17 protein-coding genes and 1 pseudogene are annotated in these 16,156 nt (G+C 59.8%); 12 read left to right on the plus strand and 6 right to left on the minus strand.

Translation table 11 applies throughout. The annotated features are described in order from the left end of the window. Window positions 1–115 precede the first annotated feature (115 nt). Window positions 116–1,636, minus strand: a complete 1,521-nt coding sequence (locus ABLU95_RS22720) for an aldehyde dehydrogenase family protein (RefSeq protein ID WP_032453792.1) — start codon at window positions 1,634–1,636, stop codon at window positions 116–118. A gap of 263 nt (window positions 1,637–1,899) precedes the next feature. On the opposite strand from ABLU95_RS22720, the gene ABLU95_RS22725 reads away from it, so the two are divergent. Then, window positions 1,900–3,687, plus strand: coding sequence for a sigma-54-dependent Fis family transcriptional regulator (locus ABLU95_RS22725; protein WP_023290740.1), 1,788 nt, complete (start codon window positions 1,900–1,902; stop codon window positions 3,685–3,687). 32 nt (window positions 3,688–3,719) lie between these two features. Here ABLU95_RS22725 and ABLU95_RS22730 read toward each other — a convergent pair whose 3' ends face one another. Then, entirely contained in the window at window positions 3,720–4,616 is an 897-nt protein-coding gene (locus tag ABLU95_RS22730; protein ID WP_232689403.1) for a LysR substrate-binding domain-containing protein, read from the minus strand. Window positions 4,617–4,719: 103 nt separating this feature from the next. On the opposite strand from ABLU95_RS22730, the gene ABLU95_RS22735 reads away from it, so the two are divergent. The 3 genes and pseudogenes from ABLU95_RS22735 to ABLU95_RS22745 all read left to right on the plus strand — a co-directional run bounded on the left by ABLU95_RS22735 (window position 4,720) and on the right by ABLU95_RS22745 (window position 6,254). After that, window positions 4,720–5,325 (plus strand): NAD(P)H-dependent oxidoreductase, encoded by a 606-nt coding sequence (locus tag ABLU95_RS22735; RefSeq protein ID WP_048298082.1) that lies wholly within the window; start codon window positions 4,720–4,722, stop codon window positions 5,323–5,325. Window positions 5,326–5,400: 75 nt separating this feature from the next. Continuing rightward, window positions 5,401–5,700 (plus strand): metalloregulator ArsR/SmtB family transcription factor, encoded by a 300-nt coding sequence (locus tag ABLU95_RS22740; protein ID WP_002914277.1) that lies wholly within the window; start codon window positions 5,401–5,403, stop codon window positions 5,698–5,700. Between the two features lie 7 nt (window positions 5,701–5,707). After that, window positions 5,708–6,254 (plus strand): annotated as a pseudogene (locus ABLU95_RS22745) (rhodanese family protein). Here the strand turns inward: ABLU95_RS22745 and lpxO are convergent. Continuing rightward, window positions 6,235–7,137, minus strand: a complete 903-nt coding sequence (lpxO, locus tag ABLU95_RS22750; protein ID WP_065812313.1) for a lipid A hydroxylase LpxO — start codon at window positions 7,135–7,137, stop codon at window positions 6,235–6,237. The pseudogene ABLU95_RS22745 and the gene lpxO overlap by 20 nt on opposite strands. A 204-nt stretch (window positions 7,138–7,341) precedes the next feature. Between lpxO and ABLU95_RS22755 the strand changes: the two genes are divergently transcribed. Further along, window positions 7,342–7,521 carry a hypothetical protein gene (locus ABLU95_RS22755; protein ID WP_065883406.1) on the plus strand — a complete coding sequence of 60 codons (180 nt, stop codon included), beginning with the start codon at window positions 7,342–7,344 and terminating at the stop codon, window positions 7,519–7,521. A gap of 75 nt (window positions 7,522–7,596) precedes the next feature. On the opposite strand, the gene stpA is transcribed toward ABLU95_RS22755, so the two are convergent. Further along, window positions 7,597–7,998 (minus strand): DNA-binding protein StpA, encoded by a 402-nt coding sequence (gene stpA / locus ABLU95_RS22760; protein ID WP_086076428.1) that lies wholly within the window; start codon window positions 7,996–7,998, stop codon window positions 7,597–7,599. A gap of 730 nt (window positions 7,999–8,728) precedes the next feature. Between stpA and alaE the strand changes: the two genes are divergently transcribed. Next, window positions 8,729–9,178, plus strand: a complete 450-nt coding sequence (gene alaE, locus ABLU95_RS22765; protein WP_004205719.1) for an L-alanine exporter AlaE — start codon at window positions 8,729–8,731, stop codon at window positions 9,176–9,178. Between the two features lie 78 nt (window positions 9,179–9,256). On the opposite strand, the gene ABLU95_RS22770 is transcribed toward alaE, so the two are convergent. Continuing rightward, window positions 9,257–9,619 (minus strand): DUF2002 family protein, encoded by a 363-nt coding sequence (locus tag ABLU95_RS22770; protein ID WP_348880424.1) that lies wholly within the window; start codon window positions 9,617–9,619, stop codon window positions 9,257–9,259. A 149-nt stretch (window positions 9,620–9,768) separates the two neighbouring features. Between ABLU95_RS22770 and ABLU95_RS22775 the strand changes: the two genes are divergently transcribed. Continuing rightward, window positions 9,769–10,116: a DUF883 family protein gene (locus tag ABLU95_RS22775; protein WP_032432206.1), complete on the plus strand. Its 348-nt coding sequence runs from the start codon at window positions 9,769–9,771 to the stop codon at window positions 10,114–10,116. 119 nt (window positions 10,117–10,235) lie between these two features. Here ABLU95_RS22775 and ABLU95_RS22780 read toward each other — a convergent pair whose 3' ends face one another. Beyond that, window positions 10,236–11,612, minus strand: coding sequence for a PLP-dependent aminotransferase family protein (locus tag ABLU95_RS22780; RefSeq protein WP_048335065.1), 1,377 nt, complete (start codon window positions 11,610–11,612; stop codon window positions 10,236–10,238). An 88-nt stretch (window positions 11,613–11,700) separates the two neighbouring features. Between ABLU95_RS22780 and ABLU95_RS22785 the strand changes: the two genes are divergently transcribed. The 5 genes from ABLU95_RS22785 (at window position 11,701) to nrdF (ending at window position 16,055) form a co-directional block, all read left to right on the plus strand. Beyond that, window positions 11,701–12,132: a carboxymuconolactone decarboxylase family protein gene (locus ABLU95_RS22785; RefSeq protein WP_087849604.1), complete on the plus strand. Its 432-nt coding sequence runs from the start codon at window positions 11,701–11,703 to the stop codon at window positions 12,130–12,132. 183 nt (window positions 12,133–12,315) lie between these two features. Then, window positions 12,316–12,561: a glutaredoxin-like protein NrdH gene (gene nrdH / locus ABLU95_RS22790; RefSeq protein WP_348880425.1), complete on the plus strand. Its 246-nt coding sequence runs from the start codon at window positions 12,316–12,318 to the stop codon at window positions 12,559–12,561. After that, window positions 12,558–12,968 carry a class Ib ribonucleoside-diphosphate reductase assembly flavoprotein NrdI gene (gene nrdI, locus ABLU95_RS22795; protein WP_023290751.1) on the plus strand — a complete coding sequence of 137 codons (411 nt, stop codon included), beginning with the start codon at window positions 12,558–12,560 and terminating at the stop codon, window positions 12,966–12,968. The genes nrdH and nrdI overlap by 4 nt, the downstream gene beginning before the upstream one ends. Further along, entirely contained in the window at window positions 12,941–15,082 is a 2,142-nt protein-coding gene (nrdE, locus tag ABLU95_RS22800) for a class 1b ribonucleoside-diphosphate reductase subunit alpha (RefSeq protein ID WP_048298087.1), read from the plus strand. The genes nrdI and nrdE overlap by 28 nt, the downstream gene beginning before the upstream one ends. A gap of 10 nt (window positions 15,083–15,092) precedes the next feature. Continuing rightward, window positions 15,093–16,055, plus strand: coding sequence for a class 1b ribonucleoside-diphosphate reductase subunit beta (gene nrdF, locus ABLU95_RS22805; protein ID WP_348880426.1), 963 nt, complete (start codon window positions 15,093–15,095; stop codon window positions 16,053–16,055). Window positions 16,056–16,156: the final 101 nt, after the last annotated feature.

Raw genomic sequence — 16,156 nt, forward strand, 5'->3', positions numbered from 1 at the left:
TATTGCCGTTATCCGCCACCGTAACCGCTCGCTTTCACCGGGTTATTTTGACGCAAAAAAAATCCGCAACCCGAACGGATTGCGGACTGAGGATCAATCAGTAATGAGATGGGCTTCAGAACAGGCCCAGCGGCGCGGTGCCGTAGCTCACCAGCAGGTTTTTGGTTTGCTGATAGGCATCCAGCGCCATCTTATGCGTTTCCCGCCCGACGCCGGACTGTTTATAGCCGCCGAACGCCGCATGTGCCGGGTAGACATGATAACAGTTGGTCCATACGCGACCGGCCTGAATACCGCGCCCCATGCGATAGGCGAGATTGGTATCGCGCGTCCACACCCCAGCGCCGAGGCCAAACTGGGTCTCATTGGCGATAGCCAGCGCTTCCGCTTCGTCCTTAAAGGTGGTCACCCCGATCACCGGCCCAAAGATCTCCTCCTGGAAGGAGCGCATATCGTTGCGACCTTTAATCAGCGTGGGCTGAATATAAAAACCATTATCCAGCGCCGGCGCGATCGCCGCCCGCTCGCCGCCGGTGAGGATTTGTCCGCCCTCTTCCCGGGCAATCTGAATATAGGAGAGGATCTTGTCGAACTGCTGGCGGGAAGCCTGGGCGCCGATCATGGTGTCGGTATCTAACGGATCGCCGCGACGGATCTGCGCCACCTTCTCCATGACCCGCGCCATAAAGGGCTCATAGATGGATTCATGGATCAGCGCCCGCGACGGGCAAGTACAGACCTCACCCTGGTTGAAGAAACCGAGCACCAGCCCCTCCACCGCCTTCTCAATAAACTCCTCTTCACCCTCCATCACGTCGGCGAAGTAAATATTGGGCGATTTGCCCCCCAGCTCGACGGTGCAGGGGATAATATTCTCCGCCGCGCAGGCGAGAATATGTCGCCCGACCGGCGTGGAGCCGGTAAACGCCAGCTTGGCGATACGCTTGCTGGTGGCCAGCGCCTCGCCCGCCTCTTTGCCGAAGCCCTGCACCACGTTCAGCACCCCCGCCGGGAACAGATCGCCGATCAGCTCCAGCAGCAGGGTAATACTCAGCGGCGTCTGTTCCGCCGGCTTGAGCACCACGCAGTTACCCGCCGCCAGGGCCGGGGCCAGCTTCCACGCGGCCATCAGCAGCGGGAAGTTCCATGGGATAATCTGACCGACCACCCCCAGCGGTTCATGGAAATGGTAGGCCACCGTGGTTTCGTCAATTTCGGCAGTGCTTCCCTCCTGGGCGCGCAGGCAGCCGGCGAAGTAGCGAAAGTGATCCACCGCCAGCGGCAGGTCGGCATTCAGCGTTTCGCGGATCGGTTTGCCGTTGTCCCAGCTCTCCGCCACCGCCAGATATTCCAGATGCTGTTCAATACGGTCGGCGACCTGCAGCAGCAGCCTGGAGCGCTGTTGCACTGAGGTTTTGCCCCACGCCGGCGCCGCACGGTGGGCGGCGTCGAGGGCGAAGTCAATGTCTCTGGCATCCGACCGGGGAAACTGCGCAATGTTGCTGCCGTCTACCGGGGAGGTATTCATAAAGAATTCACCGCTCAGCGGCTCGACAAATTTACCGTCAATAAAGTTGCCGTAAGCGGATTTCAATGAAACCAGGGCGCCGGGCTGGCCAGGGTGTGCATAACGCATCGCAAATCTCCTTCTGTAGGGTTGAGACGCAGCGGCATATTGATTTTTTAAACTTGCCGCCGAACGCATCTCACTTTGCAGGGGTTATGCCAGTTTTTCATTTTCTCTAAATAGGTTTATTTATTAACAGGTTGCATTTACTAACTGGGCAGATGGTCAGCCACTGTCGCACGGGTTTCCACTTATGTGTTGCAAATCGCAACACCAAATAAACCAAATAGCTACAATATTGCAACACAGCAACATCGACCCAGAGGTGCCCTGTGCCAGGCAATCCCTTTCTTCTCGCCCCAGAGGTTAACGCCAATCCCCTGCTGAGCGATTCATGGTCTCGCTGCCAACGCTACGGTCTGGATCCCGCCACCGAGGATTTTCCCCGCCTCGACGCCGGCGAGCTGGCGGACCGGCTCGCCAGCCACCGCAGCCTGCAGCAGCTGGCGCAGCCGGTGGTGGAAGCCCTGTCGCGCCAGGTGGCGGACCTGCAGTCGGTGGTGATCCTCTCCGACCCCGGCGGTCTGGTGCTCCATACCGTCGGCGATACCCAGGCGATGCAGAAGGCTCAGCGCGTCGCGCTGGCGCCGGGCAATCTGTGGAGCGAAAGCGGACGCGGGACCAACGCCATCGGCACCGCGCTGGCGATTGACGACGGCTGCGAAATCGATGGCCGTCAGCACTTTCTCACCCGCAACCAGAATTTGTACTGCGCGGCGATGCCGCTCCAGCGGCCGGACGGAAGCATCGCCGGCGTGCTGGATATCTCCGGCCCGGCGGATTTTCCCCACCAGCACACCTTTGGCTGGGTGAAAGCGGCGGCAAAGCAGATTGAGTATCTGTGGGTGAAGCAGAGCCTGCATCCTGAGCAGTGGCTGATGAGCCTCCACCGGCAGGTGGACAAACTCGACAGCGTGGAGGAACTGTTGCTGGTCTTTTCCGACAACGTCCTTACCGCTGGCAACCGGCTGGCGATGCGCGAGTTCGGCCTGAGCGCGGCGCAGTTTGGCCAGCTCACCTTTGCGTCGCTTTTTCCGACGCTGACGCAAACGGCGGTCAGCGTTCCCCTGCCCCTGACCACCCCGCAGGGCCGCTATCACTATCGCCTGCGCGAGCCCACCCGCCGCCGGGTGGCGGTGAGTGCCCCGCCGGCCATGCAGCTCCCCTTCACCAGCCCGCGGGAAGGCGAAAAGCTGCTCCGGCTGCTTAACGCCGGCATCGCGCTCTGTATTGAGGGGGAAACCGGCAGCGGCAAAGAGTATGTCAGCCGCACGCTGCACCAGCACAGCCGCTGGCGCAGCGGTAAATTCGTCGCCATTAACTGCGCCGCCATTCCGGAATCGCTGATCGAGTCCGAGCTTTTCGGCTACCAGCCAGGGGCGTTTACCGGTGCCAGCAAAAACGGCTATATCGGCAAAATCCGCGAGGCCGAGGGCGGGGTGCTGTTTCTTGATGAGATCGGCGATATGCCGCTGGCGCTGCAGACCCGCCTTCTGCGAGTACTGCAGGAGAAAGAGGTCGCCCCGCTCGGCGCCAGCCGCAGCGTGCCGGTGAACTTCGCCCTGATCTGCGCCACGCACCGCAACCTGACCCAGCGGGTCAGCGCCGGCGAATTTCGCGAAGATCTGCTGTGGCGCCTGCGGGAGTACGCCCTGGCGCTGCCTCCGCTACGCGAGTGGCCGGCGCTGGAAACCTTTATCGCCACCCTGTGGCGCGACCTGGGCGGCGCTTCGCGCCGGGTGACGCTGTCCACCGCGCTGCTGACCCACCTCAGCCAGCTGCCGTGGCCGGGAAACGTGCGCCAGCTGCAGAGCGTCCTGAAGGTGATGCTGGCTCTGGCCGATGAGGGCGACACGCTGACGCCCGATGCGCTGCCGGACGCATACCGCGCTGCGCCTGCGCCGCTGCCGCGTGGGGGATTACAGGCCCATGACGAGCAGTTGATTGTCGATACCCTCGCCAGGGTCAACGGCAACGTCAGCCGGGCGGCGCAGATGCTGGGCATCGCCCGCAGCACGCTATACCGCCGCGCCGCCCGTGCCGGACGGCCACGCCGCTGAGGCGATGACCTAAAGCGCGCCGGCCGAGGACGCTACGCCAGACCCAGCCCCGCCCGCAGGGCATCGATCGTCACCCGCGTTTTTTGCGGCAGCCACGGCCCTTCCGGCCACACCGCGTGGATGGCGAAACGCACACGGTCGCTGGGCGCCAGAACCTGCTGCAGCGTCCCGTCGGCGAGCGCCTGCGCCACCAGCCAGTCCGGCAGCCAGGCGATGCCCATTCCCTGCTGCGCCGCTGCGGCGATGGCGGCAAAGTCATCCTGCACCAGCCACGCCTCCGGGGTGAAGCGCACTTCTCCCTGCTGCGGGTCGAAAAGTTGCCATTTTTGCAGCTGACCGTTATGCAGATAGCCGAGGGTGCGGTGCTCGCTCAGCCCGGCGATGGTCTGCGGCGCCGGCTGGCGACGCAGGTACTCCGCCGCCGCGCACAGCACCATGCCATGCTCCCCCAGCGCCCGCGCCCGTAGCGACCCGGTGTCGGCCAGGCTCCCGATACGCACCGCGAGATCAAACCCCTCTTCCAGCAGATTGACCTGCCGGTCGCTGTAGTGGAGCTCGAGCTTCAGCAATGGATAGCGCTGGCTCAGGCGGAACAGCAGCGGCGCCACGCAGCGCTGGCCAAACAGCACCGGCAGCGAAATCCGCAGCCGTCCCTGCACCTCGCCTTTGCCGCGCTGCAGCGCTTCTTCGGCCTCGCGAATGCGTCCCAGCGCCTCCCGACACTGGTGATAAAATTGCTCTCCCTCTTCCGTCAGCAGTTGCCTGCGGGTGGTGCGCTGGAATAACGCCACGCCGAGACGCGCTTCCAGCCGGGCAATGGTTTTTCCCACCGCCGATCGCGTCACGTGGAGGATCGTCGCCGCGCTGGCAAAGTTACCGCTCTCGACCACAGTGACAAACACCGGGATCGCGTTCAGATCGTCGCGCACAGATTGATTCCTTACGGGATACAATAGAGGAAAATAATGTCACTCCAGAGAGAAAAAAGACAGTGTTAGTCTCTGCTTCTATCCTTCACTTGAGGCACTCATCATGGCTAACGTTCTGGTATTAAAGTCCAGCATTAATGGCGAAACTTCCCTGACCAATCAGCTGATTAACGAATTTCTCGCGGCGCGCCAGGCGGCGGGCCGCCACGATCGGATCCGCGAACACGATCTCAGCGCTATGGCGCTGCCGACGCTGGATGGCGCGCTGTTTGCCGCCCTGCGCGGGGCGGCGGATCCGCGGCCGGCCATCCGCGCGGCGGTAGCGCTCTCCGACCAGTTTATTGCCGAGTTAAAAGCCAGCGACCTGCTGGTGATCGGCGCCCCGATGTATAACCTCAACGTCCCGACCGATCTGAAGAAATGGTTCGACCTCGTGGCGCGGGCGCGGGAAACCTTTCGCTACACCGACAGCTGGCCGCAGGGGCTGGTCGAGGGCGTCCGGGCGGTGGTCGTCAGCAGCCGCGGCGGTGTTCACCAGGGAGAAACCACCGACGCCGTCACCCCCTATCTGCGCGCGGTGCTGGGGCTGATGGGGATCCATGAGGTGGAATTTATCTATGCCGAAGGGCTGGATAACCGCCCGCACGGTCGCGACGCCGGGATCGCCAGCGCCCGGGCGCAGATAGCCGATCTCGCCGTTCCGGCCTGAGTCGCGGGGAAAAAGGGCTGGCGCTGGCGGCTTTTTTATTTTAGAGTTATCTAAATTTAGAAAAAGCTAAAATACATGACCACACCCGAAGACCTGCAGGCCCGCGCCGGCGAAGCCGCCGCGCTGATGAAAGCGATGAGCAACCCTCACCGTTTGCTGATCCTGTGCATGCTATGCGACGCGCCGCGGGCCAGCGCCGGTGAACTGGCCCGCGCTACCGGCCTGAGCCCTTCCGCCACCTCGCAGCACCTCGCGCGGATGCGTGACGAGGGGCTGATCGACAGCGAACGCGACGCTCAGCGCATCCACTATTTCATCACCCATCCTGCGGTACAGCAGGTGATCAACACGCTGAAAACGCTCTATTGCCCGTGAGGATCCTATGACCATCGCCACCTTAACCCCTGCCGAAGCCCGGGTGCAGATTGCCCAGGGTGCCAGACTGATAGATATCCGCGATGCGGATGAATACGCGCGCGAACATATTCCCGATGCCGAGCTGGTGCCGCTCGCCACCCTGAACGGCGGCGCGACCCTAAACGCCCGGGCCGGCGAGCGCGTGATCTTCCACTGCCAGGCCGGCTCCCGGACGCAGAATAACGCCATTCGTCTGGCCGCCGCCGCCGCGCCGGCGCAGGTTAGCCTGCTGGCGGGGGGGATTCAGGCATGGAAAGCCGCGGGGCTCCCGATTGAGGAAGATAAATCGCAACCGCTGCCGCTGATGCGCCAGGTGCAAATCGCCGCTGGCGTTCTGATTTTACTGGGGGTGCTGCTGGGCTATACCGTGAACGGCGGCTTTTTCCTGCTCAGCGGCGCGGTCGGCGCCGGGCTCACTTTCGCCGGGATGACCGGCTTTTGCGGCATGGCGCGCCTGCTGGCGATCATGCCGTGGAACCGGCGCCAGGGGAGTTAAAACGCACTCCAGATAAGCCAGGCAATGCCGCCGAAAAGCAGCCATTTGACGACGTAATAGACCGTCTTATTCCATTTTTTCAGCCGCTTGCCGACAATGCGGATCTGGTAGATATAGCGAAACGCCCGGTTAATTCCGCCGGTGCGATCGCTGGCGTCGTTGGGCGCCGAGGCGGCGCTCATCAGATAGCGCCCCAGCCAGTGGTTGACCTTCTGCGCCCAGCGGTAGCGCATCGGCCGTTCAATATCACAGAACAGAATCAGCCGATTCTCACCGCTGGTATTTTCCGCATAGTGGATATAGGTCTCGTCAAACAGCACCCCTTCCCCGTCGCGCCAGCTGTAGCGCTGACCATCCACCTCGATAAAGCAGCGGTCATCGTTCGGCGTCGCCAGGCCAAGATGAAAGCGCAGGGAACCGGCGTAGGGGTCGCGATGGCGCGGCAGACGGCTGCCGTCCGGCAGGGTGGCGAACATGGCCGCTTTCACCGACGGAATATCCCGCAGCAGCGCGGTAGTTTGTGGGCAAAGCTGGCTGGCGGAGGGATGGGCATCCTCATACCATTTCAGATAAAAGCGTTTCCAGCCGGTTTTAAAAAATGAGTTAAATCCGGCATCGTTATATTTATCGGCCGCTTTAATCTGCTCCAGCTGCTGGAGGCGGATGCCTTCTTCGCGAATAACCAGCCAGTTTTGTTGCAATATCGCCAGCTCGGGAAACATCTCCGGGCGCAGATAAGGCGTATTCGGCACGCGGGAAAATAAATACATAAATCCATTCAACGGCGCGGTAAATGTGGAATGGTCGGAGAGCTGTCGCCAGAAACGATAGCGCACCCGTCCGCGGTAATGGACATACAGCACAGCAATAACAATGATCAACAGAATGATATACTTCATGGTGTCTTTCCTGACCTGATTGATGGTAACCCTACCCTCGCCGTCCCCCTTGTCAGCAGCGGTATGGCGCCAGCAAAACATTAACAACATTAATACATATACCTCCAAATTGTTTTAACAAAAAAGAGCACACCCGGTGTTCAGTGCGCGGGCGTTGAGCTATGGTTTAGGTTCATCCGTGGTATTAACAGTGAGGAGTGAATGATGTTTTCTGTCGGCGATCTGGTACAACCGCGTGCGGGCGGGCCAAAACTGAAAGTGGTCGAAGTGCAGGGCGAGGCTCTGGTGGTGGTTCAGGCCGCGCAGGAGCAGGGAGAACGCTATACGCTGAAGTCAGACGAGGTGACGTCCTATCAGGAAGAGGGGGACTTCGGCGTCTGCTGAAGCCCCTCGCTGCAGGTCATAAGGCCAGGCCGGGCGGTGGGTCTCCCCGCCGTCGTGGCGCTGGCCGCATCGGTTTTAAATCAAAAAGCTGTCCAGCGATTTCCCCTCGGCGACCGCCTGGGCAATCGGCTTCGGCATTCTTCCCTGGCCGGTCCAGGTTTTCTCGGCGCCGGTATGATCGGTATAACGATATTTCGCCGGGCGCGGTTTCCGCTTTTTACCGCCCGCCATCGGCGGCTGAATATCGGCCACCAGCTCGTCAGGAGAAATACCGTCGGCGCGCATCAGCTCAAGCCAGGTATTCACTTTTTCCTGATATTCCGCCTGCTGCTGCGCCGTCAGCTGCTGTTGCGTACGTATTTCTTCAGTGACGATCCTGAGCTTTTCCAGCATCTCTTCAAGCACGTCAATGGAGAATTCACGGGACAGCGCGCGCAGTGAACGGATATTATTCAGTTTGTGTAACATTGAAGACATAAAATTAAAAATTTCCAAATAGCAAATTAAAAGACACAACGCGGCAAGTGTAATAGAAACGTTTATTTATTTCCAGCCTTCGGTTATCCAGATAAATATATTATGCAGAGAGTAAACCTTTTCCACTTACTTTATATCGGGAAATCCCCGGTTCTTTTTCGCCAGCACAGGCCAATAAGACCCTGAATAAATAAAAGCGGCGGATGGTGAGATAGGAAAATATATCAAGAAGGCGATATTACCTTTATAGTCAGCGGGTTATCCTCTTATCGTCGGTGAAGGCGCAGGCCCTCTCCGCGTGGCCGAATGAATAGTTACTCAGTCATTAAGAATAAAACGCCACATACCATTTTAGAATTTTTCACCACAAAAACCGGCATAATGGCATAAAAACATCTAAACATGACACTAATCACAGACTAACGCGATTTTGCGCCACAGCGGGCGGTCAGATGCCGACCCCCTGGTCAGATACCATGGCGAAAAAAACAACACAACTATTTGAAATTAAAGGAATTTAACAAAGCCAGCAATAAATGTAGCGTAACGGGCAAAAAACCGACCTTCGCAGAGTATTTTATCGACAAAAAGGCAATAAATAAAAATTTATAGCTAGTTGCCTCTTTTAATGCAGAGATATACTCTACGCACATCAAAACAGGCAGCCCAAAAACGCTATACCAACGCGCATTTTTCGGCGTTATTGACTTCATTTTCGAGGAGCACTCCGATGTTCTCTGCGCACTCCCGCTTGCGGCATGCGGTTGCAGACACCTTTGCGATGGTGGTTTACTGCACCGTCGTCAACATGATGATCGAAATTTTTCTCTCTGGTATGACGTTTGAGCAGTCGTTATCGTCGCGCCTGGTGGCGATCCCGGTCAACATTATTATCGCTGTCCCTTACGGGATTTATCGCGACTTCGCGATGCGTCAGGCCCGGCGCATCACTCCGGCCGGCTGGATGAAAAATATGGCCGACGTACTGGCCTACGTGACCTTTCAGTCGCCGGTTTATGTCGCCATTCTGTGGAGCGTGGGTGCGGACTGGCACCAGATTGTCGCTGCGGTGAGCTCGAACCTGGCGGTTTCAATGATGATGGGCGCCGCTTACGGCTACTTCCTCGACTATTGCCGCCGCCTGTTCCGCGTGGCGCCCTACCAGCAGGCAAAAGCCTGACCGACACGGTAACAGCGACTGGCTCTGCCAGTCGCTTCCTCCCGCCAGCCAGCTTCGCCCGGGTCTTTATCCAGCGAATTAATTCGTCGACATGGCCGGCTGGGCTTCGCCAAACAGTCCATTAAGAAAACGCTCAAGCGCCATGCGTGAGCTAAAGCCGTGCGGAATACCATAATGCTGCTGCGCATCCCCGGCTAAATACAGCGGAAACAGTTCATAATGGTCGCAGGTTTTGATATCTGAAGCCGGTTCAGCCAGCATATTGCTGCGCTCTTTTAACGCTGGATGAATAACTAACGCTGTTCGCCCCATGCGCGCTTCGCGGTTCACATAAACATAATTATCGCCGCGGCGATAGCCGTACGCTTTTTGCGTCACAACATCCATGGTGAAGCCGGCTTTTTCAAGAACACGCGCCACCTCATCGGGTCTTAAATACATACTGATTCCTCGTTATCTTTTACCGCACATTGACCTTACCTTATTCATTAAGGGCAGTGCTTTCGGAATATTCCAGAAACCACAGCAGTAAGCATAATTCAAAATCTTGTCCTACACTTACTCACTCGATGGAATTAAGGGAGATAACGATGGCTAACCATGTGAACCGCAACAATTTTGACGAGAACGCCGAAGATATTCATAACGATGTCAGCCAATTAGCGGACACGCTGGAAGAGGTGCTGAAATCGTGGGGCAGTGACGCGAAAGAGGAAGCGGAAGCGGCGCGTGCCAAAGCGCAGTCGCTGTTAAAAGAGACCCGCGCCCGCCTTAATGGCCACAACCGGGTGCAGCAGGCGGCGCTGGATGCGCGCCAGGCAGCGTGCGATGCGCTGGGCTGCGCCGACACCTACGTGCGCAATAAACCGTGGCACAGCGTGGGCGCCGCCGCCGCCGTCGGGGTATTTATTGGCGTATTGCTCAATTTACGTCGATAATAGCTATAGCGTTTGCTGCCGCCGCGCGATAAGCGCGCGGAAGCCCGCCAGCTTCACGGAAAGCAATGAAGATAACAAATACGCGTCAGCCCCTGCGCGCCTCTGGCCGCAGGGGTTTTTTATGCGCCAGCGGGCGTGACGCCGCCGACGCCGATCGCCTCCCTCAGCCGCCGGGCCAGCGCGCCAGCCATTGCCGGCGAGCGAATATTGGTAAAACTCATCAGTAATCCCCCCTCGCCGGTATGGCGCATCCGCCAGTCGCTCAACGCCTGTACCGCCAGCCCGGCCGCCACCGCCCGTTGGGCCAGCAGGCGATCGTCGCCGTTGACCGGCATGACCAGCTGAATCCCCCCCTGCTGCGGCGTGACCTGAAAGCCCTGCGCCTGCAGAGCCGACTCCAGCCACTCCCTGCGCTGGCTGTAGCTGGCGCGCATTTTTTTCAGATGACGCCAGAAATGGCCCTGCTGGATAAAATCCGCCAGCGTCTGCTGCCACAGGGTGGGAACGGTGCAGGGCTGGCGCTCCACGGTCTGGTGAAAGCGCGCCGCCAGCGCGGTCGGCACCACCAGCCAGGCGGTGCGCAGCGCCGGAAACATCGACTTACTGAAGGTGCCCGCGTAGATGACCCGCTGTGGCGCATCAAGGCTTTTCAGCGGCGGCAGCGGTTTGCCGCGATAGCGAAACTCGCTATCGTAATCATCCTCAATTATCCAGGCGTCACGCTCTGCGGCCCATGCCAACAGCTGGCGACGCCGGGGCAGCGAGAGCGCCACTCCCAGCGGACTCTGATGCGCCGGGGTGAGCAGGGCAAACCGCGCCTGCGGGTGATGGCGCTGGCCCCAGGCGATATCCATCCCTTCGTCGTCCACCGGGATCGCATCCACCACCAGCTGCCCGGCCTCGACCACCGGGCGGATAAAGGGATATCCCGGATCCTCCATCCACATATGCTGCCCCGGCTGCGCCAGGGTACGCAGGATCAGGTTCATGGCGGTGGCATAGTTGCCGGCGATCAGGACCTGCTCCGGCTGGCAGTCGATACTGCGCGACAGGCGCAAATAGTCGACGATCGCCTGACGCAGAAGCGGGTCGCCGCCGGGATCGCCGGGCGCCAGATCGAACCGCGACTGCGTCCGCAGCCGACGCCCCATCACCCGCGCCCACAGCCCGCGCGGAAAGAGATCCAGCGCCGGGAGCCCCATCTGAAACGGCAACGGCTCCGCCGGCGCGGCAGGTTGCGCGGGCGGCACTGGCGCCAGCTGGCGCGGACTGAGCCGCTCGCTGACAAAGGTTCCCGCTTGCCCGCGTCGCTCGAGCCAGCCCTGGGCGACCAGTTCGCCCCAGGCGTTTTCGATGGTCGCCCGGGAGACGCCCTGCTCCTGGGCAAACACCCGGCTGGCGGGCAGACGGCTGCCCGGAGCCAGTTCTCCACGTTCAATGGCGGATTTCAGCTGGCGGGCGATGCGTTGATAAAGAGGGAGGTGGCTGGCTTCCATTATGGTCTGCTTTTTTCATCACAATATGGCTATCTTTTGCAGTCCATTATAGTGCTATTTTGGCTGCCGTCTTAGAGAGGAGAACACCATGAGCCAATTACGTCAGCCATTCAGTGAACTGAGCCCGGAAGTCTATAAAGGGCTGGTGCAGGCCAGCCTCGCGATGGAGAAAAGCGAGCTGGGCAGCGCCCTGGTGGAGCTGGTCTATTTACGCGTGTCGCAGATCAACGGCTGCGCCTTCTGCCTTGAGAAGCACAGCCAGGCGCTGCGCAAAGGCGGCATGGCGCAGAGCAAGCTGGATGCCCTGGCCGGCTGGCGGGTGAGCGACCATTTTACCCCTGGCGAACGCGCGGCGCTTGCCTGGGCCGAGTCGGTCACCGACATCGCCGCCAGCCATGCGGAAGATGAGGTTTACCTGCCGCTGCGCGAACATTTTACCCCACGTCAGATAAGCGATCTCACCTTCGCCATCAGCCTGATGAACGCCTTTAACCGCCTCGCCGTCGCCATGCGTCTGTAGTTTCGCGCAGCCTTCCCCCTCCTCCGCCTGGCCACCCCGGCGGGGGAACGCTTTGCTAAAAACGCTATATATTGAGTGGTTGAAGTTTTAAATAACTACATCTAGTATTTCCTTATCGAATGGCCCACAACGTTCGACGCTACGTTTAGCGCCGTGTTGTTATATTAAATGGAAATACGAATCATGCGCATTACTATTTACACTCGAAATGACTGCGTGCAGTGCCATGCCACCCGACGAGCCATGGAGAGCCGGGGACTGGCCTTTAAAATGGTCAACGTCGACCAGCAGCCGGATGCCGCCGACACCCTGCGCGAGCAGGGGTTTCGCCAGCTGCCGGTGGTGATCGCCGGCGACCTGCGCTGGAGCGGCTTCCGCCCGGATATGATCAATCGCCTGCGCCCCTCCGTCGCGGCGGCCAGCGCATGAGCCTCATCGTCTACTTCTCCAGCCGTTCGGAGAACACCCATCGCTTTGTGCAGCGCCTGGGGCTGCCGGCGGTGCGCATCCCGCTGAACGAGCGTGAACCTCTGCAGGTAGACGAGCCCTATATTCTCATCGTTCCCAGCTATGGCGGCGGCGGTACCGCCGGCGCCGTGCCGCGTCAGGCGATCCGCTTTTTAAACGACGTACATAACCGTCGGCTGATCCGCGGGGTGATTGCCGCCGGCAATCGCAACTTTGGCGACGCCTGGGGGCGCGCCGGGGATGTCATCGCGCAGAAATGCGCCGTGCCCTATCTCTACCGCTTCGAGCTGATGGGAACCCCCGACGATATCGATAACGTGCGTAAAGGAGTCAGCGAATTTTGGCAACGACAACCGCAGAACGTATAACCGCCGCCGTGGATTTTCACGCCCTCAATGCGATGCTGAATTTGTACGACAGCGAGGGCCGCATCCCGTTTGAGAAAGATCGCCAGGCGGTTGAGGCTTTTATGGCGACCCAGGTTCAGCCCAACACCCTAGCCTTTGCCAGCCAGGAGGATAAACTCAGCTGGCTCGTCCGCGAGGGCTATTACGATCCCCAGCTGCTGGCCGGCTATGATCGCGGGTTTGTGCTGGCGCTGTTCGCCCATGCCCGGCGCGCCGCGTTTCGCTTCCAGACCTTCCTCGGCGCCTGGAAGTTCTATACCAGCTACGCGCTGAAGAGCTTTGACGGCAAGCACTACCTCGAGGATTTCGCGGAACGCAGCGTAATGGTGGCCCTGACGCTGGCCCGGGGCGATGAACAGCAGGCGCGGCAGCTGACGGAGGAGATACTCAGCGGCCGCTTCCAGCCGGCTACGCCCACCTTCCTTAACGCCGGCAAACAGCAGCGCGGGGAGCTGATCTCCTGCTTCCTGCTGCGCATTGAAGATAATATGGAGTCCATCGGCCGGGCGGTGAACTCGGCGCTGCAGTTGTCGAAGCGCGGCGGCGGCGTGGCCTTTTTACTCTCCAATCTGCGCGAGGCCGGGGCGCCGATCAAGCGCATCGAAAATCAGTCCTCCGGCGTGGTGCCGGTGATGAAGATGCTGGAGGACGCCTTCTCCTATGCCAACCAGCTCGGCGCCCGCCAGGGGGCGGGGGCGGTCTGGCTGCACGCTCACCATCCCGATATTTTGCGCTTCCTTGATACCCGGCGTGAAAATGCCGATGAGAAAATCCGCATCAAAACCCTGTCGCTGGGGGTGGTGATCCCTGACATCACCTTCCAGCTGGCGAAAGAAGACGCGCAGATGGCGCTCTTCTCGCCGTATGATGTCGAACGGCTGTACGGCAAACCCTTCGCCGACTGCGCCATCGGCGACCTCTATCCACAGCTGGTAGCCGACGATCGGGTTCGCAAACGCTGGATCCGCGCCCGCGACCTGTTCCAGCGCCTGGCGGAGATCCAGTTTGAATCCGGCTACCCGTACATCATGTTTGAAGACACGGTGAACCGCGCCAGTCCGGTGGCCGGGCGGGTCACCATGAGCAATCTGTGTTCCGAGATCCTGCAGGTCAGTACGCCGTCCGCCTATAATGAAGACCTTAGCTATGCCCATATCGGGGAAGATATCTCCTGCAACCTCGGCTCGCTGAACATCGCCCACACCATGGACTCGCCGGATTTCGGCCTCACTATCGCCACCGCAGTGCGCGCCCTGACCGCCGTGTCCGACATGAGCCACATTCAGTCGGTCCCCTCCGTGGCGGCTGGCAACGCCGCCTCCCACGCCATCGGCCTGGGGCAGATGAATCTTCACGGCTACCTGGCGCGGGAAGGCATTGCCTACGGCAGCCCGGAGGGGCTGGACTTCACCAATATCTACTTCTACACCGTGACCTGGCACGCGCTGCACACCTCGATGCTGTTGGCCCGCGAGCGCGGCCAGCGCTTCGCCGGCTTCGGGCAGTCGCGCTACGCCAGCGGGGAATACTTCGACAAATATCTGCAGGAGTCGTGGCAGCCGAAAACCGAACGGGTCCGCGCGCTGTTCGCCCGCGCCGGCATCTCCCTGCCCGACCGGGAAAGCTGGCGCCAGCTGCGCGACGACGTCATGCGCTATGGCATTTACAACCGCTATCTGCAGGCGGTGCCGCCCACCGGCTCGATCTCGTACATCAACCATGCTACCTCCAGCATTCACCCGATCGTCTCGAAGATTGAGATCCGCAAAGAGGGGAAAACCGGACGGGTGTACTACCCCGCGCCGTTTATGAATAACGATAATCTGGCCCTCTACCAGGATGCGTACGAGATAGGCCCCCGGAAGATCATCGACACCTACGCCGAGGCGACGCGCCACGTCGATCAGGGGCTGTCGCTGACCCTGTTCTTCCCGGATACCGCCACCACCCGCGATATCAACAAGGCGCAAATCTACGCCTGGAAGAAAGGCATTAAGACGCTGTACTACATCCGACTGCGCCAGCTGGCGCTGGAAGGCACTGAAATTGAAGGCTGCGTGTCCTGCGCGCTGTAAGGAGAACAGGATGACCCATTTAACGCGCGTCAGCGCGATCAACTGGAACCGCATCGATGACGATAAAGATCTGGAGGTGTGGAATCGTCTCACCAGCAACTTCTGGCTGCCGGAGAAAGTGCCGCTGTCGAACGATATTCCCGCCTGGCAAACCCTCAGCGCGGCGGAGCAGCGGTTGACCATTCGCGTTTTTACCGGGCTGACCCTGCTCGACACCATTCAGAACACCATCGGCGCGCCGGCGCTGATGGCGGACGCTCTGACCCCGCATGAGGAGGCGGTGCTGTCGAACATCAGCTTTATGGAAGCGGTTCATGCCCGCTCTTACAGCTCCATCTTTTCCACGCTGTGCCACAGCAAAGAGGTGGATGCCGCCTTCACCTGGAGCGAAAGCTGCGAACCCCTGCAGCGCAAAGCGCAGCTGATGCTGAGCTACTATCAGGCCGACGAGCCGCTGAAGAAAAAAATCGCCAGCGTGTTCCTCGAATCCTTTCTCTTCTATTCCGGCTTCTGGCTGCCGATGCACTTCTCCAGTCGGGGAAAACTGACCAATACCGCGGATCTGATCCGCCTGATCATTCGCGATGAAGCGGTGCATGGCTATTACATCGGCTACAAGTATCAGAAAGGACTGGAGATCGTCAGCCCCGGTAAGCGCGAAGAATTAAAAAACTTCGCCCTCGATCTGCTGATGGATCTGTACGACAACGAGCTGGCCTACAGCCGGGAACTGTACGGCGAGAGCGGCTGGTTCGACGACGTCAGCGCCTTCCTGTGCTACAACGCCAACAAAGCGCTGATGAACCTCGGCTACGAGGCGCTGTTCCCGGCGGAGATGGCGGCGGTTAACCCGGCGATCCTCGCGGCGCTGTCACCCAACGCCGATGAAAACCACGACTTTTTCTCCGGCTCCGGCTCCTCCTACGTGATAGGAAAAATGGAAGAGACCGCCGACGACGACTGGGACTTTTAACCGTACTTTCACCAGGAATATCGCCCGCATATTCCTGGTGATCAATTTCACAGAATCGCGATTAATCCACCAAATATTCTCTCCATGGTCTAACCGTCATC

This window comes from Klebsiella sp. GG_Kp146, from assembly GCF_040061975.1.
Lineage (GTDB): Bacteria > Pseudomonadota > Gammaproteobacteria > Enterobacterales > Enterobacteriaceae > Klebsiella > Klebsiella quasipneumoniae.